This is a genomic window from Aeromonas sp. BIGb0445, assembly GCF_024809075.1.
Classification (GTDB): domain Bacteria; phylum Pseudomonadota; class Gammaproteobacteria; order Enterobacterales; family Aeromonadaceae; genus Aeromonas; species Aeromonas rivuli.
Genome location: NZ_JANUES010000003.1, coordinates 574,894 through 598,257 on the forward strand (window position 1 = coordinate 574,894; position 23,364 = coordinate 598,257).

The 23,364-nt window shown below is 62.4% G+C and carries 22 protein-coding genes; 17 read left to right on the plus strand and 5 right to left on the minus strand.

Going from position 1 to position 23,364, the window contains the following annotated elements:
- Positions 1–77: 77 nt before the first annotated feature.
- The 3 genes from glyA to torS all read right to left on the minus strand — a co-directional run bounded on the left by glyA (position 78) and on the right by torS (position 4,689).
- Complete coding sequence (glyA, locus tag M2367_RS09385) at positions 78–1,331, minus strand: serine hydroxymethyltransferase (RefSeq protein ID WP_224432300.1); 1,254 nt, start codon at positions 1,329–1,331, stop codon at positions 78–80.
- Between the two features lie 174 nt (positions 1,332–1,505).
- Positions 1,506–1,754 carry a hypothetical protein gene (locus tag M2367_RS09390; RefSeq protein ID WP_224432299.1) on the minus strand — a complete coding sequence of 83 codons (249 nt, stop codon included), beginning with the start codon at positions 1,752–1,754 and terminating at the stop codon, positions 1,506–1,508.
- A gap of 16 nt (positions 1,755–1,770) precedes the next feature.
- The gene (torS, locus tag M2367_RS09395) at positions 1,771–4,689 is read right to left on the minus strand and encodes a TMAO reductase system sensor histidine kinase/response regulator TorS (RefSeq protein ID WP_259236521.1); all 2,919 of its coding nucleotides are present in this window, start codon (positions 4,687–4,689) and stop codon (positions 1,771–1,773) included.
- Between the two features lie 71 nt (positions 4,690–4,760).
- Here torS and torT point away from each other — a divergent pair, with 71 nt between their 5' ends.
- The 3 genes from torT to M2367_RS09410 all read left to right on the plus strand — a co-directional run bounded on the left by torT (position 4,761) and on the right by M2367_RS09410 (position 6,922).
- Positions 4,761–5,849 carry a TMAO reductase system periplasmic protein TorT gene (gene torT / locus M2367_RS09400; protein ID WP_259236522.1) on the plus strand — a complete coding sequence of 363 codons (1,089 nt, stop codon included), beginning with the start codon at positions 4,761–4,763 and terminating at the stop codon, positions 5,847–5,849.
- Positions 5,850–6,110: 261 nt separating this feature from the next.
- On the plus strand, positions 6,111–6,644 hold the full coding sequence (locus M2367_RS09405) for a GNAT family N-acetyltransferase (protein ID WP_259236523.1): 534 nt from the start codon (positions 6,111–6,113) through the stop codon (positions 6,642–6,644).
- Complete coding sequence (locus tag M2367_RS09410) at positions 6,641–6,922, plus strand: phage terminase large subunit family protein (RefSeq protein ID WP_224432295.1); 282 nt, start codon at positions 6,641–6,643, stop codon at positions 6,920–6,922. Before M2367_RS09405 ends, M2367_RS09410 begins: the two co-directional genes overlap by 4 nt.
- Before the next feature lie 198 nt (positions 6,923–7,120).
- Here the strand turns inward: M2367_RS09410 and torR are convergent, their stop codons facing one another.
- Positions 7,121–7,831 carry a two-component system response regulator TorR gene (gene torR / locus M2367_RS09415; RefSeq protein ID WP_259236587.1) on the minus strand — a complete coding sequence of 237 codons (711 nt, stop codon included), beginning with the start codon at positions 7,829–7,831 and terminating at the stop codon, positions 7,121–7,123.
- Between the two features lie 145 nt (positions 7,832–7,976).
- Here torR and torC point away from each other — a divergent pair, with 145 nt between their 5' ends.
- From torC to M2367_RS09480, 13 genes are all read left to right on the plus strand, one after another.
- On the plus strand, positions 7,977–9,140 hold the full coding sequence (gene torC, locus M2367_RS09420; RefSeq protein ID WP_259236524.1) for a pentaheme c-type cytochrome TorC: 1,164 nt from the start codon (positions 7,977–7,979) through the stop codon (positions 9,138–9,140).
- 25 nt (positions 9,141–9,165) lie between these two features.
- Positions 9,166–11,676: a trimethylamine-N-oxide reductase TorA gene (gene torA, locus M2367_RS09425; protein ID WP_259236525.1), complete on the plus strand. Its 2,511-nt coding sequence runs from the start codon at positions 9,166–9,168 to the stop codon at positions 11,674–11,676.
- Between the two features lie 93 nt (positions 11,677–11,769).
- The gene (torD, locus tag M2367_RS09430) at positions 11,770–12,432 is read left to right on the plus strand and encodes a molecular chaperone TorD (protein WP_042041297.1); all 663 of its coding nucleotides are present in this window, start codon (positions 11,770–11,772) and stop codon (positions 12,430–12,432) included.
- Between the two features lie 3 nt (positions 12,433–12,435).
- Positions 12,436–12,804 (plus strand): hypothetical protein, encoded by a 369-nt coding sequence (locus tag M2367_RS09435; protein WP_224432292.1) that lies wholly within the window; start codon positions 12,436–12,438, stop codon positions 12,802–12,804.
- A gap of 287 nt (positions 12,805–13,091) precedes the next feature.
- Positions 13,092–15,038: an acetate--CoA ligase gene (gene acs / locus M2367_RS09440; protein ID WP_259236526.1), complete on the plus strand. Its 1,947-nt coding sequence runs from the start codon at positions 13,092–13,094 to the stop codon at positions 15,036–15,038.
- A 287-nt stretch (positions 15,039–15,325) separates the two neighbouring features.
- The gene (gene aroQ, locus M2367_RS09445) at positions 15,326–15,784 is read left to right on the plus strand and encodes a type II 3-dehydroquinate dehydratase (protein WP_005900347.1); all 459 of its coding nucleotides are present in this window, start codon (positions 15,326–15,328) and stop codon (positions 15,782–15,784) included.
- A gap of 26 nt (positions 15,785–15,810) precedes the next feature.
- Positions 15,811–16,263, plus strand: coding sequence for an acetyl-CoA carboxylase biotin carboxyl carrier protein (gene accB, locus M2367_RS09450; RefSeq protein WP_224432290.1), 453 nt, complete (start codon positions 15,811–15,813; stop codon positions 16,261–16,263).
- 14 nt (positions 16,264–16,277) lie between these two features.
- On the plus strand, positions 16,278–17,618 hold the full coding sequence (accC, locus tag M2367_RS09455; protein ID WP_005900342.1) for an acetyl-CoA carboxylase biotin carboxylase subunit: 1,341 nt from the start codon (positions 16,278–16,280) through the stop codon (positions 17,616–17,618).
- A gap of 161 nt (positions 17,619–17,779) precedes the next feature.
- Positions 17,780–18,043, plus strand: coding sequence for a YhdT family protein (locus tag M2367_RS09460; protein WP_259236527.1), 264 nt, complete (start codon positions 17,780–17,782; stop codon positions 18,041–18,043).
- A complete protein-coding gene (locus M2367_RS09465; RefSeq protein ID WP_198135249.1) occupies positions 18,033–18,170 on the plus strand; it encodes a hypothetical protein in 138 nt (45 codons plus the stop codon). The genes M2367_RS09460 and M2367_RS09465 overlap by 11 nt, the downstream gene beginning before the upstream one ends.
- Entirely contained in the window at positions 18,160–18,297 is a 138-nt protein-coding gene (locus M2367_RS09470; RefSeq protein WP_224432287.1) for a hypothetical protein, read from the plus strand. Before M2367_RS09465 ends, M2367_RS09470 begins: the two co-directional genes overlap by 11 nt.
- Complete coding sequence (panF, locus tag M2367_RS09475) at positions 18,287–19,750, plus strand: sodium/pantothenate symporter (protein ID WP_259236528.1); 1,464 nt, start codon at positions 18,287–18,289, stop codon at positions 19,748–19,750. Before M2367_RS09470 ends, panF begins: the two co-directional genes overlap by 11 nt.
- 86 nt (positions 19,751–19,836) lie before the next feature.
- Entirely contained in the window at positions 19,837–21,252 is a 1,416-nt protein-coding gene (locus tag M2367_RS09480) for a PTS transporter subunit EIIC (RefSeq protein ID WP_259236588.1), read from the plus strand.
- A 38-nt stretch (positions 21,253–21,290) separates the two neighbouring features.
- Here the strand turns inward: M2367_RS09480 and M2367_RS09485 are convergent, their stop codons facing one another.
- Positions 21,291–22,166 (minus strand): LysR family transcriptional regulator, encoded by an 876-nt coding sequence (locus M2367_RS09485; protein WP_259236529.1) that lies wholly within the window; start codon positions 22,164–22,166, stop codon positions 21,291–21,293.
- Between the two features lie 96 nt (positions 22,167–22,262).
- On the opposite strand from M2367_RS09485, the gene M2367_RS09490 reads away from it, so the two are divergent.
- A complete protein-coding gene (locus tag M2367_RS09490; RefSeq protein ID WP_259236530.1) occupies positions 22,263–23,276 on the plus strand; it encodes a zinc-binding alcohol dehydrogenase family protein in 1,014 nt (337 codons plus the stop codon).
- The last annotated feature ends 88 nt before the right edge of the window (positions 23,277–23,364 follow it).

The following is a 23,364-nucleotide window of genomic DNA, read 5'->3' on the forward strand; positions in this document are numbered from 1 at the left end:
GCCCATGGCGGGGCCGGAATGCAAAAAACAATGCCACCCGAGGGTGGCATTGTTATCAAACCAAGATATCTGGCGTATCAGGCATAAACCGGCAGACGCGCGCAGATGGCCAGCACTTTCTCGCGCACTGTCGCCAGCACTTCGTCGTTGTCGTGGTTGTCCAGCACATCGCAGATCCAGTGGGTCAACTCAATGGACTCGGCTTCCTTGAAACCACGGCGGGTAATGGCCGGGGTGCCGATCCGCACACCCGAGGTGACGAAGGGGGAACGCGGATCATTGGGCACCGAGTTCTTGTTGACGGTGATGTTGGCTTTGCCAAGGGCCGCATCGGCCTCTTTGCCAGTCAGCTCACGGCCGATCAGGTCCACCAGCATCAGATGGTTGTCGGTGCCGCCGGAGACGATCTTGTAGCCGCGCTCGATGAAGGTCGCCGCCATGGCTTTGGCGTTTTTGACAACCTGAGCCTGGTAGGTCTTGAACTCGGGCTCCAGCGCTTCCTTGAAGGCCACGGCCTTGCCGGCGATGACGTGCATCAGCGGGCCGCCCTGGCCGCCAGGGAAGACGGCGGAGTTCAGCTTCTTGTAGAGATCTTCGTCATCGGCGGCGGAGAGGATCAGACCACCACGGGGACCGGCCAGGGTCTTGTGGGTGGTGGAGGTGACGATGTGAGCATGGGGCACCGGGTTCGGGTAGACGCCAGCGGCGATCAGACCCGCCACGTGGGCCATGTCGACGAACAGCCAGGCGCCAATCTTGTCGGCGATCTCGCGCATACGCGCCCAGTCAACCACACCGGAGTAGGCGGAGAAGCCACCGATCATCATCTTCGGCTTGTGCTCAACGGCCAGGCGCTCCATCTCGTCATAGTCAATCTTGCCGGACTCATCGATGCCGTAAGGGATGATGTTGTACAGCTTGCCGGAGAAGTTGACCGGGGAGCCATGAGTCAGGTGACCGCCGTGGGCCAGGTTCATGCCCAGTACGGTATCGCCCGGCTGCAGCAGCGCCATATAGACGGCGCTGTTGGCCTGGGAGCCGGAGTGCGGCTGCACGTTGGCGTAAGTGGCACCAAACAGCTCCTTGGCACGTTCGATGGCCAGGGTTTCGACCACGTCGACGTACTCGCAACCACCGTAGTAGCGCTTGGCCGGATAGCCTTCGGCGTACTTGTTGGTCAACTGGGAGCCCTGGGCTTCCATGACCCGGGGGCTGGTGTAGTTCTCAGACGCGATCAGTTCGATATGCTCTTCCTGACGACGGGTTTCGTCTGTGATGGCCTGCCACAGCTGAGGGTCATAGCCTGCGATGGTCATGTCACGTTTCAACATCCGTTTATCTCCTGAAAATCGTTTGCGCGTGGGCGATATGGGGCCCGCGCATTGTAACCGCAGCGACATCAAAGGGACAGTCCGACCACCCAAAAAAATGTTGAATATATGTAAAAAAAACCATAAGTGAGTGTCACCACTCCCCGAATGGGGGCTCGGGCTGAGTGCCAGGCCCTATCCCTGCCAGATGCAACATGGCCTCAGCAGCGGCGGCATCAGGACTCGGCCAGCCAGGGCGACACCAGGAGAGTCAACGGTGGGCGGGATTGCCAGGCTATTGCAGCAAGCCTGAGTCAGGGAGGAGAGCGGGCGTTCGCGCAGCAGGCAGAGCAGCAGAGGGGCGATGGGCAGCGCCACCACATCGCCGAGGCAGGCCAGATCCTGCGCCACCTTGGCCCGGAGCCCCCACAGTCCGGCCGCCACCGCCCGCACCATAGTCTCACCGGCTCCCTGACTCCTCAGCCCATCCCTGGGCCCGTCGCCACAGCGCCAGGGCGGCCAACGCCTGAGGCCACTGGCGTGCCAGCGCCTCGGGATCCCCCTGCCCCGCCTCCAGCTGCTCGCAGAGGGCGGCCAAGGCGTTCAGCCCCAGACTGGCGGCGCTGCCCCTGAGCTTGTGGGCGAGCCGACGACGCGCCTCGCCGGGGGCCGTCACCAGCAGCTCGCTCACCAACCCCTCTCCCTGCTGCTCGAACAACCTCAGCATGGTCGCGATGCGCTTGCTGCCCAGTTGGCGGAGATCCTCATCCAATATGGCTCCCACGGCGGCAAGCTCGGCAGGATCTGCCTCCCAGGGCCCGGCATGCCGCGAATACCCGACATGAGGAGGCGCCATCTCCTCCTCCCTTGCCTGGCCATCGGCAACAGGCAGGGCGGACTGCAAGGCATGTGGGTTCATCGGTGGGATGAAGATCCCGGCGATGCTGTCTGCCAGCTCAGCCAGCCGTACCGGCTTGCCGACGAACCCGGCAAAGCCGCTCCCCAGGCAGTGCTGTATATCTTCCGGGTACATCTGGGCCGAGATGGCGATAGCGGGCAGGGGTTGACCATGCTCCTCCTCGCTGATGGCGGCGAGATCCTCGCGCAGGCTGATGCCATCCATGTCTGGCAGATTGATGTCGAGCAGGGCCAGATCGAAGGGGCGCGCCGTGATGGCGGCCAGGGCGGTGCGGCCATCCTCGGCCATCACCACCCGATGACCGAGGCGCAGCAGCATCCCCTCGGCCACCAGCCGATTGATCTCGTTATCCTCCACCAGCAGGATGTCCCGCGGCTCGTTGAGGCTGATGCGGGCCTGCTGGCGCGGTCGCAACAAGGCGGTGGGTTGCAGCGCCAGACTGAAGGAGAAGCGGCAACCCTGACCCGGCTCGCTGGCGAGTTGCAGCTCCCCCCCCATGGCGCCGACCAGGCGGCGGCTGATGGCCAACCCCAGCCCGGTCCCGCCCTGATGACCCGCATCCCGACGGCGTTGGCGAAATGCCTCGAATACCCGCTCCTGCTCGCTCGCCGGTATGCCGGGCCCGCTATCGCTCACCGTGAACAGGATGCAGGGCTGGGGGCAGGGCCCATGGCAGCCCAGAGAGGAGAGGCTCAGCCGCACCTCGCCGCTGCGGGTGAACTTGATGCCATTGCCGAGCAGATTGGCCAGTACCTGGCGCAGCTTGCCGCCATCCCCCTCCACGGCGCGTGGCAGCTCGGGGGCCACTGACAGGCTCAATAGCAGCCCCTTGGCCTCGGCTCTTGGGCGAAACAGCGCCAACAGCTCATCGGCAAGCCCATGGAGATCGAAGGGCGCCCGCCTGGCCTCCAGGTGACCCGCCTCTATCTTGGAGTAGTCGAGTATGTCATTGAGGATCTCGAGCAGGGACTCGCCGCTCTGGCTGATGGCGGCCAGATAGCGCTGCTGGCCCGGACTCAGTCCTGTCTCCTCCAGCAGGCTGAGTCCACCGAGTATGCCGTTCATGGGGGTGCGAATTTCGTGGCTCATGGTGGCGAGGAAGATGGATTTTGCGCGGTTGGCCTGCTCCGCCTCGGCCCTGGCCTGAGCCTGCTTGGCCACCTCTTCGTTGAGACGCACATTGGCCAGGCTGAGCTGATCGGTGCGCTCCGCGACCCGGGATTCGAGCGCTTGCTGATAACGGCGCAGCTCGATGGCGTTGTCGCGAAAGACCCCAAGGGCCTGAGCAAGCCGCGCCAGTTCATCCCGCCCGCTGACAGGGACGAGGGGCTGGCCCAGATCCCCCTGGGCCAGGGCGCTGAGGCTGCGGGTGGTGCGCTGCAACGGCCAGACAATGCGGCCATAGACGAAGCGCCACATCAGCAGCCCGAGCGACAGCAAGGTCAGGACACCGATCACCCCCAGTGCATGTCTGGTCTGGGTCAGTCGCTCGCTAAGCTGCTGCTGGCTCTGCTCGAGGGAGCTGCGTGCCCCTTTGACCCGTTCTGCCACGTTGCGATTGAGTCGCTCCATCAATACCTGATTGCTGGCCGAGAGCGCGACCAGGGCCTGACCCACCCCCAGCCATTGGCGGCGTGTCTGGGCGAGTCGCTCCCCTTGCGCCAATTGACTCAGTGCCTCCCTCACCTTCTGACTGCGCCCCGGATCGGCCACGGCCCCTGCCCTGAGCCGGATCACCGCCAAGTCCTGTGCATAATCGCTCATCAAGCTGTCGAGGCGCTCACCACGCTCGGCTCGCCACAGCTCCTCGATCCGCTGCTGCTGCATCAGGGTACGGTGGCGCAGCTCCGTCATCTGCTCGAGCCAGTCGAGATCCTGTTCGAGCAGGGTATCGAGCGCCGAGCGAGCGGCTTCCCCCTGCAGACGATAGAGGCCGCCGATGTTGGCCACCGTCACCGTCTGGGCATTCTCCATCTGGCTGCGCGCCAGCTCGGCGACTCGACCAGCGGCCGCCACCAGTTCGGCGCGCAGTGGCTCCCCCTGCCCCTGCAACGCCAACCGCTCACCCACCAGCCGCCCCTGCTGCCCCACATTGCCGAGAATGGCTAGGCCCAACTGATCGAGAGACTGCCAGTCTGGATCCTGCTCGCGCCCCTCCCCAAGCTGACCCAGCAGGCGCTGGAGCTGCTGGCCCTGCAGGGTCAGCAATCGGCCCTGGTGGGTACGCTCCGCCTCGTTGGCCGCCATGGTGAGCAGACGGGAGGAGGCGAGTATGTCGCTGCTCACCTGGGCCAGCTCCCGGGCGCCATCCAGGGTCAACAAGGTGTGTTGCAGACGTCGGTCCAGGGTGCCCAGATGACTGAGGCCAAACCAGCCGACCAGGGAGGCAGTCAGGGTCAGCAGGGCCATCAGGGAGAAGGCGAGCAGCAGCTTGCCGCCAAGACCGGAGAGAGTTCGCACAACAGGGCCTCTTGGTTGTCACAGTGATTGTCGGGATAATATGGCCTCACACTCTAACAAAAGCCGCCGCCATGCGATGCCTGATCCTCAGCCTGCTGCTCACCTTGCCCCCTGCATTCGCCCATGCGGCCTTCGAGATCCAGCGCTGGCCCACGGCCACGGAAGCGCCGCAGACATCCCCCGTGACCACCTGGACGGGGCCCGAGCGGGCCACGCAACCATGGGTGCTATGCGCCCTCTATCCGCACCTTCGCGATGCCTACTGGCTCTCGGTCAATCAGGGCATGGTGGAAGAGGCCAGGCGGCTCGGTGTCGGCTTGCGGGTCCATGAAGCGGGCGGTTATGGTGCCCAGGTCGAGCAGGCTCGCCAGCTCGATGAGTGTGCCAGAGAGGGGAGCGATGCCATCTTGCTCGGCGCCGTCGACGGCCCGGCGCTGGCCAACGCCATTCGCCAGAGCCCCTTGCCGGTGTTCGGGCTGGTCAATGCCCTGCCATCGGATCTGGTCGTCGCCCAGGTGGGGGTGGCCTGGTATCAGATGGGCTGGCGCATCGGCCACTGGTTGGCGGAGCGTCACCCGGCTGGCACGCCGCCGGTGCGAGTGGCCTTGTTGCCGGGCCCCGAGGGGCGAGGCGGCAATCAGGTGGTCGAGCCCGGCTTCACCGCCGCCATTGACGGCAGTGCGGTCGAGCTGGTCGACACCCTGCGCGGCGACAACAGCCGCGAGATCCAGCGCACTCTGGTACAGCAACTGCTGACCCAGCATCCCCATCTGGATTACCTGGTGGGAGGGGCCATGGCCGCCGAGGTGGCGGTGAACGAATTGACGCGGCGCAGCCCGGATGACGCGACAACCAGCCAGTCCCGCCAGCCCGCGGTGCTCGCCATCTATTCCAGCCACGGGGTGGAGCGCGCCCTGCTGCGCGGCAAACTGGCCCTGGCAAACAGCGACCAGATGCGCGAGCAAGGCCGTCTGGCCGTTGCCCAGGCCGTCTGTCTGCTGCAATCCCCCCAGGCCGATGAGCAGCAATGCCCTCGCCATATGGGCCCCCCTATCCTCACCCTGAGCAGTGCCATGATGACAGACAGCCGCACCCTGTCTGATCCCAATTTTCGCCCCGTCTATCGGGTCGAACCCAGCAACCACTCCACCGGGCACTAGCTCAGGCGCAGCGACGCGTCACTCATCTGCAGAGGGCCAAGAGCGAGGGCTGACAGACGACAAGCTGCCGGACAGGCCGTTCATGGGGTCTTTTTAGACACCGATGCTGAACCGGAGCTGTACCAGGATTCGATTGTCACTTCTTTGTCGCGAAACCTGACCCTCGTCATGGTTCCTCGGGCAAGCCCCTCATATGATGGCTGCACGATCTCCATATGAACCTTTTTGTCTGTTCAACCTGTGACACGGTAGGAGAAGCAGATGACCAGCCTCAGACTCAAGCCTGCCTGCCTTGACCTCTATCCCGAGTTTGCTCTGGCCTGCCACCGCGATGCCTGGTGCATCAGTCATGGCAGCGTCGCCGGCTTTGATGAGGCGCAGACGCGGGTCTGGCTCGATACCCTGACACGGGAACAGCCCCAGGGGTTGCTGCACCTCTGGCGTCATCACAGCCCCATCGGTCAGCTTGAGTTGGCGCCCGCCATGGCACGCATGGATGGCAGCCTGGGGGGATACATCTATCTGTTTTATCTGGTGCCGCAATGGCGGGGCCGCGGTCTGGGACGCTGGTTGCTGGAACAGGCGCTGCAACGGATCCGCGCCGCAGGCAGTACCTCGGCCGGGTTGCGTTATGTGCCGACCCATCTCGCCGCCGAATGCTTCTATCTGCGCCAAGGCTGGCGCAAAGAGGGGCGCGCCGATGAGCGAGGTCAACTGCTCGTCAAAGATCTGACCCCCCTGATGCCCCCCATGCGCTATGCCAGCCCCCTTAGCACAAAGAGGAAATCACCATGAACAACCCCCTGTTTTTACTGATAGTGTTGGTCTTTTTCATCTTCTATTGGGTCTACTATTGTGCCGGGCGCAAACGGGCCAACCGAGCTGGCTGGCAGGCCCTGCCAACCCGGGAGCAGTACCTGATCCTGCACCCCGAGTCCCGGGTCGATGACCAGATAGCCTGCCACCACTGCGGTCACCAACATCTGCAAGCCCAGGGTCTGGTACATCTCGCCGACTTTCGCCATCAATACGCCTGTCCTCACTGCCACCAGGTACTGTTCAGGACCCAGTAGCGCGGCCGGTGCGGGTGTGACCTCGCAAGCATGCGATGTCCATGTGCCGTGACAAACCCCTAGGGCACTGAGAGGCTGGCATCTCCCTCCACGATATGACTCAGGAGTGGATATCGGCGGCGAACAGATACCCTTCGCCATATACGGTGACAAACAACTGGGGCGCTGAGAGGCTGGTATCGCTCTCAGCGGCATGACTCAGGAGTGGATATCGGCGGCGAACAGGTATCCCTCGCCATGCACTGTGACAAACAGCTGGGGATCCTGGGGACTTTGTTCCATCTTGCCGCGCAGGCGGCGGATCAGCACGTCTATGGTGCGATCCCCTGGGCCGTCGCCGCGGTGACTGATGAGGGAGAGGATCCGCTCCCGGCTCAGCACCCGGCCAGGGTGAGCCACGAAGGCCACCAGCAGCTCATATTCCGCCTTGGTCAGGCGCACGGCAATGCCATCCTTGCTGAGCTGGCGGCGGGGAATGTCGAAGCGCCAGGGGCCAAAACGTACCGCATCATCGCTCGCCTCGGCCTGAATCTGGCTGCCCATCAGGGCGATGCGCCACAGCAAGTTTTTGACCCGCACCAGCAGCTCGCGCAACTCGAACGGCTTGGTGACATAGTCGTCGGCCCCCATCTCCAGGCCGACGATCCTGTCCACCGCATCGCTGCGCCCCGTCACCAAGATGATGCCAACCGTACTCTGGGCCCTGAGCTCACGGGTCAGCAGCAGGCCATCCTCACCGGGCAGGTTGATGTCGAGCATCACCAGGGAGACGCTATCACGCGCCATCAGGGCCCGCATCTCCTTGCCGTCACCCGCCGCGCTCACCCGATAGCCCTCACGCTCGAAATAGCCGACCAGCTTCTCGCGGGTCACGGCATCGTCTTCAACAACCAGGATATGAGGGCGCATCGGTAGATTCCACAGCAGTAACAGGGTCATTATTCTATTCATATTTTGTCATAAATACCCCTATTTCATTCATTTCCCCCGCCAACCCTGTTCACAGCATCTCCCTATCATGAGCCCATCAAAAGAGTCCTAAGAGCAAACACTCATGAAAAAACTGTGGCAATGGCTGCGCACTCCCAGTCGACGCTGGTCGGTACTGGCCCTGGTACTGGTCGGCGTCGGCGTGACCCTGGCGGGCTCGGTGGGTCTGCATTACGGCTTCGAGAAGACCAGCAGCCTCGAATTTTGTGTCTCCTGTCACACCATGGAGAGCACCGTCTACCCCGAGTACAAGGAGTCGGTGCACTTCAAGAACGCCTCAGGGGTGCAGGCCATCTGCACCGATTGCCATCAGCCCAAAGACTTCGTCGGCAAGGTGGTACGCAAGATGGAGGCGGCCAACGATCTCTATCAGCAGTTCATCGGCCACAGCATCGATACCCAGGAGAAGTTCGAGGACAGGCGTCTGCACCTGGCCGAGCGGGTCTGGGCACGGATGAGCAGCCAGAACTCCAAGACCTGCAAGTCCTGCCACAGCTACGACAACATGGATCACGCCAAGCAGTCCCCCGCCGCGGCCCTGGCCATGAAAGATGCCGCCGCCAAGAACATGAACTGCATCGAGTGCCACAAGGGCATCGCCCATGAGCTGCCCAACATGGCGGGGGGCTTCAGGGCCAGCTTCGCCAAGTTGCAGGCAGAGGCCATAGCGGCACCGGCCGCCGAGGTGCTCTACAGCCTGGGCGAGAAGGACCTGTTTGCCAGCCAGACGGCGAGCGAGCCGGCCGGGCGCCTGCTGCCCGCCTCCCGTATCGAGGTGCTGGAACGCAGTGGCGATCGGCTCAGGGTCAACATCGAAGGCTGGCGCGAACGTGACGGCAAGGGTCGGGTGCTGAGCGAGTACATGGGCAAGCGAGTCTTCGTCGCCACGGTGCGCGACGAGCTCAAGGCCGGTGAACAGATCCTCGCCGAGCAGACGGATCCGGCCACCCATATCCAGTGGCAGCAGGTGAAGGTGAGTGCCTGGGTCGACGGCCAGGGGCTCGAATCCTCACTCAAACCCATCTGGGACTACGCCGGCGAGATGTACAAATCCACCTGCAACTCCTGCCACGGGGCGCCGGATCCGGCCCACTTCACCGCCAACGGCTGGATCTCCGGGCTCAAGGCGATGTCTGCCTACTACCGCCTCAGCAAAGAGGAAGAGCGCACCCTGCTCAAATATCTGCAAAGCCACGCCGCCGATACCGGTGGTCAGGGCCAGCACTAACCCCATTTGAAAGAGGACAGACACAATGATCACAGTTTCCCGACGTGGTTTTCTGGGGGGCATGCTGGCCGGTGGCGCGGCGGCCCTGGTCGGCCCCTCCTTGCTGGGCCGTGCGGTGCAAGCCGCCGAGGCCCAGGACAAGCTGGTGCTGTCAGGTTCCCACTGGGGTGCGTTTCGCGCCCGGGTGGTCGAGGGGCGCTGGGTCGAGACCCGGCCATTCGAGCATGACAAACACCCGACCGAGATGTTGCAAGGCTTGCGTGAGGTGGTCTACAACCCCTCCCGCGTCCGCTACCCCATGGTGCGCCTCGATTGGCTGCGCAAGGGACACCTCTCCGATACCCAGGAGCGTGGCCAGAATCGCTTCGTGCGCGTCAGCTGGTCCCAGGCCCTGGACTTCTTCTATCACGAGCTGGAACGAGTGCAGAAAAACCATGGCCCGAGCGCCCTCTATGCCGGCCACTCCGGCTGGCAATCGGTGGGCAAGTTCCACTCCGCCGGTGCCATGCTGGGCCGTGCCATGAACCTGCACGGCACCTATCTGAGCAAGGCAGGGGATTACTCCACCGGCGCCGCCCAGGTGATCCTGCCCCACGTGGCGGGCGCCATGGAGGTGTACGAACAGCAGACCTCCTGGCCCCTGGTGCTGGAGCACAGCAAGACCATCGTCATCTGGGGATCCGATCCCATCAAGAACCTGCAGGTGGGTTGGCTGGTGCCGGATCACGGGGTCTATGCCTATTGGGAGCAGCTCAGGGAGAAGGTCGCCAGGGGCGAGATCCGGGTGATCAGCGTCGATCCGGTCAAGTCCAAGACCCAGAAGTTCCTTGGCTGCGAGCAGGTCGCCCTCAACCCCCAGACGGATCTCCCCTTGATGCTGGCCCTGGCGCACACCCTGCACAGCGAGGGTCTGCACGATGCCAAGTTCCTCAAGGAGTACACCACCGGCTACGACAAGTTTCTGCCTTACTTGCTGGGGGAGCAGGACGGTCAAGCCAAGGACGCCGACTGGGCCGCCCCCCTCTGCGGCATCTCCGCCGACACCATACGCGAGCTGGCCCGCACCCTCGCAGGCGGACGAACCCAGCTCATCGGTGGCTGGTGCGTGCAGCGCATGCACCACGGCGAACAGTACGCCTGGATGCTGGTGGTACTGGCCGCCATGCTGGGCCAGATTGGCCTGCCCGGGGGGGGATTCGGCTTTGGCTGGCACTACAACGGTGCCGGTACCATCACCTCGACCGGCCCCATCATGTCCGGCTTCAGCTCCGTCATCCCCGGCGCCAAGCCGATCCATGACGGCGACTTCAAGGGGTACTCCAAGTACATCCCGGTGGCGCGCTTCGTGGACTGCATCCTCAATCCGGGGCAGACCATCGACTTCAACGGCCAGACCATCACCTACCCGGAAATGAAGATGGCGGTGTTCTGCGGCAACAACCCCTTCCATCACCAGCAGGATCGCAACAAGATGATCGCGGCCTGGCGCAAGCTGGAGACCGTGGTCAGCATCGATCACCAGTGGACCGCCAGCTGCCGCTTCGCCGACATAGTGTTGCCCGCCACCACCACCTACGAGCGCGATGACATCGAGCAGTGGGGTTCCCATGCCAATGCCGGCATCCTGGCGATGCACAAGATTGTGGATCCGCTGTTCGAAGCCCGCGACGACTACGATATCTTCGCCGATCTCTGCCGCCGCTTCGGGCGCGAGGCCGAGTTCACCGGCGGCAAGAGCAAGCTGGAGTGGATCCAGAGCATCTATGACGACGCCCGCCTGCAGGGTCGCGGCATCGGTATTCGTTTGCCTCGCTTCAGCCAGTTCTGGCACGGAGAGGGCTTCGTCAGTCTGCCTGCGGGTGAGCCCTGGGTGCGCCACGCGGCGTTCCGTCAGGAGCCAGATCTGGAGCCGCTCGGCACGCCATCCGGCCTCATCGAGATCTATTCCAAGACCATCGCCGACTTCGGTTACGCCGATTGCCCCGGCCATCCGGTCTGGATTGAACCCTATGAGCGCTCCCACGGTGGTTCTGGCAGCCAGCGCTATCCGCTGCATCTGCAATCTTGCCACCCGGACAAGCGGCTGCACAGCCAGCTCTGCTCCTCGGACCACTTCCGCACCAGCTACGCGGTGCAGGGGCGGGAGCCACTCTACATGAGCCCGCAAGATGCCAAGGCACGCGGTCTCAAGGATGGCGATCTGGTGCGCGCCTTCAACGCCCGTGGTCAGGTGCTGGCGGGACTGGTGGTGAGCGAGGACTACGCCCCCGGGGTGGTGCGCATCCACGAAGGTGCCTGGTATGGCCCCCAGGAGGGGGGCAAGGTGGGCACCCTGTGCACCTATGGCGACCCGAACGTGTTGACTGCCGATATCGGCGCTTCTCGCCTCTCCCAGGCCACCACGGCACACACCGCCCTGGTGGACGTCGAGAAGTTCGAAGGCACCATCCCGGCCATCACCGCCTTTGGCGCGCCCGACACGGCAGCGGGCATAGACCCCATGTTCCCGGCTCGGGCGGCGAGCCAACGAGGCTAGCCCGGACAAAAGGGAAACCACGGTTTCCTTTATTATCAAAGTCGTTAGAATCGGGGGCCATCATGGCTCCCGATTGTCATCAACGGAGGAAAAATGCAGGAATTTCTGGCCACAAGCGAACGCAGGGCCGAACTCTACTGGTGGTTTGCCACCCTGTTTGCCGCCGAACTGTCTGATGAGCAGATCGCCGAATACGATAGCTACGACGTGCGCAGCTTCTTGAAGAGTCTCTCGACCCTGGATCCCATGCGTGACGCCGTGGCCGAGCTCAACGACGCCATCGCCCGTCTGCTGGTGCGCCCCGATCGCCAGCTGGAGCTGGCCGCCGATTTCGCCGGTCTGTTCCTCAGTGACCCCAAGCAAGGGGTGCCGCCTTATGAATCCCTCTATCGCGGCGAAGGGGGCTTGTTGATGCAGGCGCCCATGACCCTGATGCAGGCGCGCCTCACCCGGCTTGGCATCAGCGTCAGCGACAAGTACAAGGAGCCGGAAGATCACCTGGCCATCGAACTGGATCTGATGGGCAACCTCATCATTCGCGCCGCCGAAGCCACCAACGCCGACGAGCGCAGCCGCTGGCTCGCCGAACAGGCTGCACTGCTGCATGACCACCTGCTCGGCTGGTTCGAACGCTTCGAACAGGGGTGCCGTGCCAAAGATGCCTTCGGCTTCTATGGCGCCTGCGCCCGCCTGCTCGGGGTCTTCCTGGTGATGGATGCCAATTACCTCAGCCTGGTTCAGGGCCAGGAGTCCTGAGTCATGAAGACGGCCCTGTTGCTCATCGCCTGCTGGCTACTCGCCCTGATCCCGAGCGAGCAGGGCCTGACTCCCCTCATCAGGTTGCTGTTTGACAGCAACCGTGACCTCTATGGCAGCGCCCAGCTCACCGGGTTTGGCGGTGTGCTGCTGACGCTCTATCTCGCCAATCTGGGGGTAGAAGTGGTGCTGCGCCGCCGCTTTCAGCTCGCTGGCATGCTGACCCTGCTGGTCGCCTGGGTGGCCTTCATCAACTGCTATGCGGGGGAACCCAACTGGTGGCAGCTGTGGGCACTGGCGCTGCCCTTCCACATCCTCAGCTTGCTGGTGCTGGTGCGCGGTCTTCAGGCCTTCGGCCGTCAGAAGGGCTAACCCGCACCGGCCTGCCTTGCCCCGCGCCAACCAAGGTCCCCTGAGAATGGCCACTTCGGCACTTTCTTTGGCACTCTCTTCGCTTTGGCACTCTCTTCGCCAGCCCCCCAGCATACCGACACGCCCCCGCCGCCAGCCCTCACCCAAACCTTGAACCGGCAAAAGACGCCGTTTGAAACACTAAGTGGGCGCTAGCGCACGGCTATCCAAAAGTCTAATTGCCCTCCCTCGGCAAAGGTATAAGTTGTTATGTAATCATTAAGAAGATGTATTCAAAGGAGTGAACAATGAGCGAGCACAAGGTCTACCCGGTCAAATCCCACATCAGCCAGGACGCCCTGCTGGACAAGGCCGGCTATGAGGCCATGTATCGGGCCTCGGTGCAGGATCCCGATGCCTTCTGGGGAGAGCAAGGCAAGATCATCGACTGGATGAAGCCCTATACCAAGGTCAAGAACAGCTCCTACGATCCCGGTCACGTCTCCATCAAATGGTTCGAAGATGGCCAGCTCAACGTCTCCGCCAACTGCCTCGACCGTCATCTCCACGAGCGTGGCGACAAGGTCGCCATCATCTGGGAAGGGGACAACCCGGCCGAGGATCGCAAGCTGACCTACCGCGAGCTGCACGGTGAAGTGTGCAAGTTTGCCAACGTGCTCAAAGCCCAAGGGGTCAAACGCGGCGATGTGGTCTGTCTCTACATGCCCATGGTGCCGGAAGCCGCCGTGGCCATGCTGGCCTGTACCCGCATCGGCGCCGTTCACTCCATCGTCTTCGGTGGCTTCTCCCCCGAGGCCCTGGCCGGCCGCATCATCGACTCCGGCTCCTCCATCGTCATCACCGCCGATGAGGGGCTGCGCGGCGGTCGTGCCGTGCCCCTCAAGAAGAACGTCGACGACGCCCTCGCCAACCCCGAAACCCGTATCGAGAAAGTGATAGTGCTCAAGCGCACCGGCGGTCAGGTTGCCTGGCACGGCGCACGGGATCTCTGGTGGCACGAGGCCATGGCCACGGCAAGCAGCGACTGCCCGCCCGAAGCGATGAACGCCGAGGACCCGCTGTTCGTGCTCTACACCTCGGGCTCGACCGGCAAACCCAAGGGGGTGCTGCACACCACCGGCGGCTATCTGGTCTATGCGGCGCTCACCTTCAAGTACGTGTTCGACTACCACGAAGAGGACATCTACTGGTGTACCGCCGACGTGGGCTGGGTGACAGGCCACTCCTATCTGGTCTATGGGCCGCTCGCCAACGGTGCCACCACCCTCATGTTCGAAGGGGTGCCCAACTACCCGGCCACCAACCGCATGAGCCAGGTGGTGGACAAGCACCAGGTCAGCATCCTCTATACGGCACCGACCGCCATCCGTGCCCTGATGGCCAAAGGCAAAGAGGCCATCGAAGGCACCTCTCGTGCCAGTCTGCGCATCATGGGGTCCGTGGGAGAGCCCATCAACCCGGAAGCCTGGGAGTGGTACTACCGCACCATAGGCGATGAGCGCTGCCCCATCGTCGACACCTGGTGGCAGACCGAGACCGGCGGCATCCTGATCAGCCCCCTGCCCGGCGTCACCGACCTCAAACCCGGCTCGGCCACCCGTCCCTTCTTCGGGGTACAACCGGCACTGGTAGACAACCTGGGCGAGCCACTGGAGGGCGCCACCGAGGGCAACCTGGTGATCACCGACTCCTGGCCGGGTCAGATGCGTACCGTGTTCGGCGACCATGAGCGTTTCGAGCAGACCTATTTCTCCACCTTCCCCGGTCGCTACTTCACCGGCGACGGCGCTCGTCGCGACGAGGATGGCTACTACTGGATCACCGGTCGGGTCGATGATGTACTCAACGTCTCCGGCCACCGCATGGGTACCGCCGAGATAGAGTCGGCCCTGGTCGCCCATCCCAAGATTGCCGAAGCGGCCGTGGTGGGGGTGCCTCACGAGATCAAGGGTCAGGGCATCTACGCCTATGTCACCCTGATCGCCGGGGAAGAGCCGAGCCGCGAGCTGCTTAAGGAAGTGAAGGAGTGGGTGCGCAAGGAGATAGGCGCCATCGCCACGCCGGACGTGATCCACTGGGCCGAGGGGCTGCCCAAGACCCGTTCCGGCAAGATCATGCGTCGGATCTTGCGCAAGATAGCCACCGGCGAGACCGACAGCCTGGGAGATATCTCCACCCTGGCGGATCCGGGGGTCGTGGACAAACTTATCCGCGAGAAGTCAGAGGCGGCATGATCCCCTTCGCTTGCTGATCGACAAAGCCGGCCTTGTGCCGGCTTTATCGTGTCTGGAAAGCCTGAAGAGGCGGGCACTGCGGCAGAGCGGCTCCGCGCATCAATATGCTCAATAAACAGCCAGATGTAGAGATTAGACCAGTAAAATGCTGCTAATTTTCACGAAATCAATATAATTGCGAAAACTGTGTGTCAGTGCACACCGAATTGCGCAAAAAATGGCTAGATTTCTGGTCATCCGCAAGATAGCTGATAGTTAACAGCATTATCATCGAGGATGTACTCATTATGTCGCAACATCACCGCATTCTTCTGCTCAACGGTCCTAACTTGAACCTGCTGGGCAAACGGGAACCCGGTATCTACGGCAGCCAGACCCTCGACGAGATCGTCGCCGATCTGCAGCGCCAGGCCAGCCAACTCGGTGTCACACTGGACCACCTGCAATCCAACGCCGAACATCTGCTGCTGGAGCGCATCCACCAGGCCATGGGCCAGGTGGATTTTATCATCATCAATCCTGCCGCCTTCACCCATACCAGTGTCGCGCTGCGAGATGCCCTGCTGGGGGTTGCTATCCCCTTTATCGAGGTGCACCTCTCCAACGTCCATGCCAGAGAGCCGTTCCGCCATCACTCTTATCTGTCTGATGTCGCGAAAGGGGTCATCTGTGGACTCGGGCCGGATGGTTATACCTTTGCTTTAACCGCGGCTGTGCGTCACTTGGCACGGCTTGATAATCACTGATCAGACAAAGAAGAAAGAGAATGCTAATGGATATCCGCAAAATCAAAAAGCTGATTGAACTGGTTGAAGAGTCCGGCATCGCCGAGCTGGAAATCTCCGAAGGGGAAGAGTCTGTTCGCATCAGCCGTAATTTCTCCGGCCAGGTCAACGTCGCACCACAGATGATGATGCAGCCTGCCATGGCACCTGCCGCTGCCGCAGTCGCCGCCCCTGCTGCTGCCACCGCCGAGGCTGCCGCCCCGAGTGGTCACCTGATGCGCTCCCCCATGGTTGGCTCCTTCTATCGCTCCTCCAGCCCGGAAGCCAAACCCTTCGTGGAAGTCGGTCAGCAAGTCAATGTCGGTGACACCCTGTGCATCGTCGAAGCCATGAAAATGATGAACCAGATTGAATCTGACAAGGCTGGCGTGATCAAGGCCGTTCTGGTCGAGAATGGCCAGGCCGTCGAATTCGACGAGCCGCTGTTCATCATCGAATAAGGGGATATTCACCCATGTTGGACAAAGTAGTCATCGCCAACCGCGGTGAAATTGCCCTGCGGATCCTGCGCGCCTGCAAAGAGCTCGGGATCAAGACAGTGGCCGTTCACTCCACCGCCGATCGGGAGCTCAAACATGTGCTGCTGGCCGACGAATCCATCTGCATCGGCAAGCCTGCCAGCGGGGAATCCTACCTCAATGTGCCGGCCATCATCGCCGCCGCCGAGGTGACGGGGGCCGTCGCCATCCACCCCGGCTACGGTTTCCTCTCCGAAAACGCCGACTTCGCCGAAGTGGTCGAGCAGTCCGGCTTCATCTTCATCGGCCCGCGCGCCGAAACCATTCGCCTGATGGGTGACAAGGTTTCCGCCATCGAAGCCATGAAGAAGGCCGGTGTGCCCTGCGTCCCCGGCTCCGACGGCCCGGTCGACAGCGATACCAAGCACAACGCCAGTGTCGCCAAGCGCATCGGCTATCCGGTGATCATCAAGGCCGCCGGTGGCGGTGGTGGTCGCGGCATGCGCGTGGTGCGCAGTGAAGCCGAGCTGGCTGCCGCCATCGCCCTGACCAAATCCGAAGCAGGCCAGTTCTTCAAGAACGACATGGTCTACATGGAGAAGTACCTGGAAAACCCACGCCATATCGAAATTCAGATATTGGCTGACGGTCAGGGCAGCGCCATCTATCTGGGCGAGCGTGACTGCTCCATGCAGCGTCGCCACCAGAAAGTGGTCGAAGAGGCACCGGCACCGGGCATCACCGAAGAGATGCGCAAGTTCATCGGTGAGCGCTGTGTGCGCGCCTGCCTCGAAATCGGCTACCGCGGTGCCGGTACCTTCGAGTTCCTGTACGAGAACGGCGAGTTCTACTTCATCGAGATGAACACCCGTATCCAGGTTGAGCATCCGGTCACCGAGATGGTCACCGGCGTGGATCTGATCAAGGAGCAGCTGCGCATCGCCGCCGGCCAGCCCCTGTCTATCACCCAGCAGGACATCCGCATCCGTGGCCATGCCATCGAATGCCGGATCAATGCCGAAGATCCGGCCACCTTCATGCCGTCTCCTGGCCTCATCCAGCGCTTCCATGCGCCGGGTGGCATGGGCGTGCGTTGGGATTCCCACATCTACGCTGGCTACAAGGTGCCGCCTTACTACGACTCCATGATTGGCAAGCTGATCTGTTACGGTGAGAACCGCGACATCGCCATCGCGCGTATGCGTCACTCTCTGGACGAACTGGTCGTCGAAGGGATCAAGACCAACGTGGCGCTGCAAAAAGAGATCATGAAGGACGAAAACTTCCAGCACGGTGGCACCAACATCCACTACCTGCACAAGAAGTTGGGTCTGTAAGGACCGCTCAATGCAGACAGTGCCGCTGGGCAAGATGGCGTGTAACAACCATCATCTGCACCAGACGTTGAGTCTGTAAGAGACCCGAATAAAAGGGCCATGGCGACATGGCCCTTTTTTGTTATCCTTGCGCCCTTCACTCTCTGGAGGCTGCATTCAACATGTCTCGTTTCAACCTCGCCCGCCGGGAAGCCACCCTCTGCCTGCTGCTGACCCTGCTCTATTTCGTCGCCTGGTATGGCTGTGCCTATTTCATTCCCGAGACGCTTCAGTATGGGGGTATGCCCCTCTGGTTCCTGCTCAGTTGCATGCTGATGCCCCTGCTGTTCATGGTGCTCTGCGCTGTCATGGTGAACTGGCTGTTTATCGAGATCCCCCTCGACCCCGAGTTGCCAAGCCCTCAGGAGCCCCGTCATGAAGCTTGATCAGCTACCGATGCCTGCACCGCAGCTGTTGATGGGAATAGAGGCCTTCATGGTGAACCTGCCGTTTATCGAGATCCCCCTCGACTCAGCATTGCCAAGCCAGCAGGAGCCCCGTCATGAAGCTTGATCAACTACCGATGCCTGCACCGCAGCTGTTGATGGGAATAGAGGCCTTCATGGTGAACCTGCCGTTTATCGAGATCCCCCTCAGCCCCGAGTTACCCAGCCCGCAGGAGCCCCGTCATGAATATTGAACTGTTGCTGCCGCTGCTCATCTATCTGCTGCTGGTGCTTGGTATCGGCTACTGGGCCAGCCGCCGTCGCCAGGGTGGAGACTTCATGCAGGAGTACTTCATCGGCAATCGCAGCATGGGTGGCCTGGTGCTGGCCATGACCCTGGTGGCGACCTACACCTCGGCCTCTTCGTTTATCGGCGGCCCTGGCGCCGCTTACAAGATTGGGCTGGGATGGGTACTGCTGGCGATGATCCAGCTGCCCACCGTCTGGCTCACTCTGGGGGTGCTTGGCAAGAAATTCGCCATCATCGCCCGCCGGGTCAATGCGGTGACCATCAACGACATGCTGTGGGCCCGCTATCAGAGCAAGGCGGTGGTGGTGCTGGGTTCGGTCACCATCATTCTCGCCTTCATCGCCACCATGGTGGTGCAGTTCATCGGCGGGGCTCGTCTGCTGGAGACCGCCACCGGTCTTAGCTACCAGCAGGGGCTCTTCCTGTTTGCCAGCTGCGTGCTGCTCTACACGGTGATCGGCGGTTTTCGCGCCGTGGTGATGACGGATGCCCTGCAGGGGATCATCATGCTGATAGGCACCGGGGCCCTGCTGGCCGGGGTGTTGATAGCCGGTGACGGTCTGCCCAACCTCATCCATCAACTCGAGGTGATCGATCCCAAACTGGTCAGCCCCCAGGGGGCCGGGGACATGCTGACCCAGCCCTTCATGCTGAGTTTCTGGATCCTGGTCTGCGTCGGCGTCATCGGCCTGCCCCATTCGGCGCTGCGCTGCTTTGGCTACAAAGACAGCAAGGCGCTCCATCGCGGCATCCTCATCGGCACCATCGTCAGTGCCCTGCTGATGTTCGGCATGCATTTGGCTGGCGCTCTGGGCCGTGCCCTGCTGCCCGCCATGGACAGTCCTGACAAGATCATGCCAGCCCTGATGATGGAGGTGCTGCCTCCCTGGCTGGCGGGTATCTTCCTGGCCGCCCCCATGGCCGCCATCATGTCGACCATCGACTCCCAACTGATCCAGGCCTCGGCGACCCTGGTCAAGGATCTCTGGCTCAACTATCTGAGCCCCAAACAGTCCCAACAGAAGCTGGAGGTGCGGATTCCCCGCCTGTCGCTGATCACCACCCTGATCCTGGGCACCCTGGTGCTGCTGGCCGCGCTGCAGCCTCCCGAGATGATCATCTGGCTCAACCTGCTCGCCTTCGGCGGCCTGCAGGCCGTCTTCCTCTGGCCCCTGGTGCTCGGCCTCTATTGGCCCCGAGCCAACGGCCAGGGGGCACTGGCCTGCATGGTCAGCGGCATTCTCTGCTATGGCGTATTGAGCCATTGGGGCATCAAGCTGGCGGGACTGCACGCCATAGTGCCCAGCCTGGGGCTGGGTCTGTTCGTCTTCGTGCTGGTAAGCCTGCTGACCCCACCACCAGGGGTGGTAGTACGCCAACTGTTTGATCGGGGTTAACTTATTGGTGATTAATCCCTCGAAGACTATCCCTTAAGGGGAGTAAAGGGTAAAGTGTGCGCCATGTCACACTTTACCCCTCTTCAATGACGCCACCTTCTCGCCGACAGACGCTGATCCAGGCCATGCAGCGACTGGGCTATGCCTTGCTGCTGCCCGTATCCATCCTGCCATTGGCCGCCCTGCTCCATCGACTCGGCCAGCCGGATGCCCTCGATCTGCCCGTGCTGGTGCTGAGCGGACAGGCCATCTTCGGTCAGATGCCCCTCATCTATGCGGTCGCCATTGCCTTCGGGATTGGTCGCACCGAGCGGGGGGGATTGGCGCTCTCGGGGGCCGTCAACTTCCTGCTGCTGAGCTCCGCGCTCTCGGCGCTGGCCCCGGGTCTGCATGCCGATCTTGTCTGTGGCATGCTGGCGGGCATCATAACGGCCCTGTTTGGACCCTGGTCACCCTCAGTGCCCAAGCCGATACGCCTCTATCTGCCCGGTCCCTGGCAAGGCCCCCTGCTCAGTGCCTTCGTCTGCCTGCTGATCGCCGTGCCACTCTCACTGATCTGGCCGGCCCTGGAGCAGGGGATCAGCCAGATAACCACGGATCTGGGGACGCCCCTTGGCGCCTTCAGTTACGGGGTGCTCAACCGTCTGTTACTCCCTCTCGGGTTGCACCAGCTGTTGGGCAATCTGGTGACCCTGGGTGCCAGCAATCAGCTGGCCCTGGCGGCGGCACAGCCGCTGCACCAAGGCTATGGCGCCGGTCTCTATCCCATTATCATGTTCGGCTTGCCCGGTGCCTGTTTCGCCATCTGGTTGCACCGTCATCGCCTCCGGCAACTGCCCCACGGTGCCCTGCTGCTGACCCTGGCCCTCACGTCCGCCTGCATCGGCATCACCGAGCCCATCGAGTTTCTGTTTGCTTTCACGGCGCCCTGGCTGTTTCTGGCCCATGCCCTGCTCACCGGCCTGTCGTTCGCCATCTGCAGTGCCCTCGATATCCAGCTCGGCAGTTACTTCTCCGCCGGGTTGCTGGATCTCAGTCTGAGCTATGGCAGCGGGGTGCATGCCTTCTGGATCATTCCCCTGGGGATCCTCTTTTTCGTGGCCTATGCCCTGCTGTTCTATCAGATGCTGGGGCGCTCCCCCCTCAGCCTCTCCAACCAGCAGCTTGTCCCCCAGGAGATGGCCAATGTTCCCCCTGCCGATCCCCAGATGCTGGCCATCCGCTATCTCAAGCTGCTCGGCGGCATGGACAACCTGCAAGCCATCAGCGTCTGCCTGACCCGGCTCAGCATCCGGGTACGCAACATGGAGTTGGTGGATCAATCCCAGCTGCTCAACCTGGGTTGCCTCTCCTGGATAGCACTCAACGAGCATCAGCTGGTATTGGTGCTGGGCCCCAATGCGGGGCTCATCGAGGGGCAGATCCGCATGCTGGCCGAGCGCCAGTCTGTGCCGCTTGGCCTCAAGCCCAATCAGGCGTCGAGCAGCCAGAGCCGCTGGTAGGCGCAGTCCCTGAACGTTGCCGGTCGGCAGGGCTCTTGCTAAGGGGTGAACGCCAGTCGCTCGGCGACAAAATCCATCAAGGATCGCAAGGCGGGCGCCAGATGCTCCCGGCTCGGGTAGATGAGATAGAAGGGATTGCTGGGTATGGGGTGCGCTGACAACAGGCTGACCAGTTTGCCGCTGAGCAACTCATCCCGACAGACATGAGCAGGCAGCAGGGCGATTCCCCCTTCATGAATGGCCAGCTCTCGCAGGGCCAGCAGGCTGTTGGAGAGACAGACTCCCTTTGGCCGCCACCCCCCTGGTTGCAATGGCCACAGGGGCAGCGCACTGTGCACCAGACAGGCATGCCCGCTCAGATCGGCCACGGTATCCGGCCGCCCCGCCCGGGCGAGGTAACCAGGCGCCGCCACCAGGTGACGCGCCACCTGCCCAATCTGCCGGCAAATAAGGCTGGAATCTTTCAGCGGCGCCGCCCGCAGCGCCAGATCGTAACCCTTTGCCACCAGATCCAGCTGTTCATCACTCAGGGTCAGCTCTATCACCACCTCGGGATAGAGGAGCCGAAACTCGGCCAGTATCTTGCCGAGCAGCAGGGTGCCGGTTGCCTCTGGCGCCGTGATCCTCACCTTCCCTGCCGGCGCCTCACGCAGCCGCGCCATCGCCAGGTGTGCCCCGCGCGCCACATTGAGCAACGCCTGGCAGTGCTCCACATAGATCTCGCCCTGGGGAGTCAGACTGAGGCGACGGGTAGTCCGTTGCAGCAGCCGCATGCCGAGCAGGGATTCGAGCCGCGATATCTTCTGGCTCACCGAAGACTTTGGCATGCCGAGCAACTCGGCGGCGGCGGTGAAACTGCCCTGCTCCACCACAGTGGCGAAGATCCCCATCAGCTCTAGTTCTGGATTGTTCATATATTCAAACAGTCTTTACCAATTATCCATCTTAATAGGAATAATTAACCAGACTAGACTGCGAGGCAATCTCAATCTGTCCGACAAGGAATTGCCATGAAAGCCATCGCCCTCACCCATTATCTGCCAAGCGATCATCCCCACTGCTTCATCGAGGCCAGCCTCCCCACCCCCACTCCCGGCCCGCGGGATCTGCTGGTGAAGGTCGGCGCCACCTCCATCAACCCGGTCGATACCAAGGTGCGCGCCCCCAAGGATAAAGTGGAGGCCAGCCCACGGGTACTGGGTTGGGATGCGGTGGGTAACGTAGTCGCCGTCGGCAGCGAGGTCACCCTGTTCAAGGCGGGTGACCGGGTCTGGTACGCGGGGGATATCAGTCGCCCCGGCAGCAACAGCGAACTGCAACTGGTCGATGAGCGGATCGTCGCCCTGGCCCCCGCCAGCCTGTCCGATGTCGAAGCCGCCGCCCTGCCGCTTACCGCCATCACCGCCTGGGAGGCGCTGTTCGATCGCATCGGCCTCCAGCGGGACAGCAAGGGGCACTTGCTCATCATCGGCGGGGCGGGCGGCGTGGGTTCCATCGCCATCCAGCTCGCTCGCCAGCTCACCGGGATGGAGGTGATCGCCACCGCCTCCCGGCCAGAAACCCGCGACTGGTGCCTGGCAATGGGGGCTCACCGGGTAGTGAGCCATCACAACCTGCAGGGAGATCTTGCGGCCCTTGGCATCAACCAGCTCGATGCCATCTTCTGCACCAATGCCACCGAACAGCACTGGAGCGCCATGGCCAGCCTGATACGTCCATTCGGCCATATCTGCACCATTGCCGAATCCAATGAGCCCTGGGATCTCGGCCTGCTCAAGGCAAAGAGCGTCACCTTCAGCCAGGAGTTCATGTTCACCCGCTCCCTGTTCCAGACCCCGGACATGATTGAACAGCACAGGCTGCTGAGCGAGGTCAGCCAGCTGGTCGACCTGGGAACAGTGCGCACCACCCTGGGCCAGACCCTGACTGCATTGACCCCAGCCACCCTGGCGCAAGCACACGCAGAGGTAGAAGCGGGACGGATGATCGGCAAGCTAGTGATCGACATGGCCGAGTTCGCTTAACCCCTCCCCTAAGTGGGTAGAAATCGCACCATCATGGGGTGATTTCACCAGGGATAGGCACCAAAAGCGTACAGGGAAGCGCACCCCA

Coding starts and splice junctions, on each gene's coding strand:
- panF (WP_259236528.1), top strand. CDS start 18,287: ATGAATATTGAACTGTTGCTGCCGCTGCTCATCTATCTGCTGCTGGTG.
- M2367_RS09435 (WP_224432292.1), top strand. CDS start 12,436: ATGAAGACGGCCCTGTTGCTCATCGCCTGCTGGCTACTCGCCCTGATC.
- torT (WP_259236522.1), top strand. CDS start 4,761: ATGCGATGCCTGATCCTCAGCCTGCTGCTCACCTTGCCCCCTGCATTC.
- M2367_RS09470 (WP_224432287.1), top strand. CDS start 18,160: ATGAAGCTTGATCAACTACCGATGCCTGCACCGCAGCTGTTGATGGGA.
- M2367_RS09460 (WP_259236527.1), top strand. CDS start 17,780: ATGTCTCGTTTCAACCTCGCCCGCCGGGAAGCCACCCTCTGCCTGCTG.
- accB (WP_224432290.1), top strand. CDS start 15,811: ATGGATATCCGCAAAATCAAAAAGCTGATTGAACTGGTTGAAGAGTCC.
- M2367_RS09480 (WP_259236588.1), top strand. CDS start 19,837: ATGACGCCACCTTCTCGCCGACAGACGCTGATCCAGGCCATGCAGCGA.
- torC (WP_259236524.1), top strand. CDS start 7,977: ATGAAAAAACTGTGGCAATGGCTGCGCACTCCCAGTCGACGCTGGTCG.
- accC (WP_005900342.1), top strand. CDS start 16,278: ATGTTGGACAAAGTAGTCATCGCCAACCGCGGTGAAATTGCCCTGCGG.
- M2367_RS09490 (WP_259236530.1), top strand. CDS start 22,263: ATGAAAGCCATCGCCCTCACCCATTATCTGCCAAGCGATCATCCCCAC.
- M2367_RS09405 (WP_259236523.1), top strand. CDS start 6,111: ATGACCAGCCTCAGACTCAAGCCTGCCTGCCTTGACCTCTATCCCGAG.
- M2367_RS09410 (WP_224432295.1), top strand. CDS start 6,641: ATGAACAACCCCCTGTTTTTACTGATAGTGTTGGTCTTTTTCATCTTC.
- aroQ (WP_005900347.1), top strand. CDS start 15,326: ATGTCGCAACATCACCGCATTCTTCTGCTCAACGGTCCTAACTTGAAC.
- torR (WP_259236587.1), bottom strand. CDS start 7,831: ATGCGCCCTCATATCCTGGTTGTTGAAGACGATGCCGTGACCCGCGAG.
- M2367_RS09485 (WP_259236529.1), bottom strand. CDS start 22,166: ATGAACAATCCAGAACTAGAGCTGATGGGGATCTTCGCCACTGTGGTG.
- glyA (WP_224432300.1), bottom strand. CDS start 1,331: ATGTTGAAACGTGACATGACCATCGCAGGCTATGACCCTCAGCTGTGG.
- acs (WP_259236526.1), top strand. CDS start 13,092: ATGAGCGAGCACAAGGTCTACCCGGTCAAATCCCACATCAGCCAGGAC.
- M2367_RS09465 (WP_198135249.1), top strand. CDS start 18,033: ATGAAGCTTGATCAGCTACCGATGCCTGCACCGCAGCTGTTGATGGGA.
- torA (WP_259236525.1), top strand. CDS start 9,166: ATGATCACAGTTTCCCGACGTGGTTTTCTGGGGGGCATGCTGGCCGGT.
- torD (WP_042041297.1), top strand. CDS start 11,770: ATGCAGGAATTTCTGGCCACAAGCGAACGCAGGGCCGAACTCTACTGG.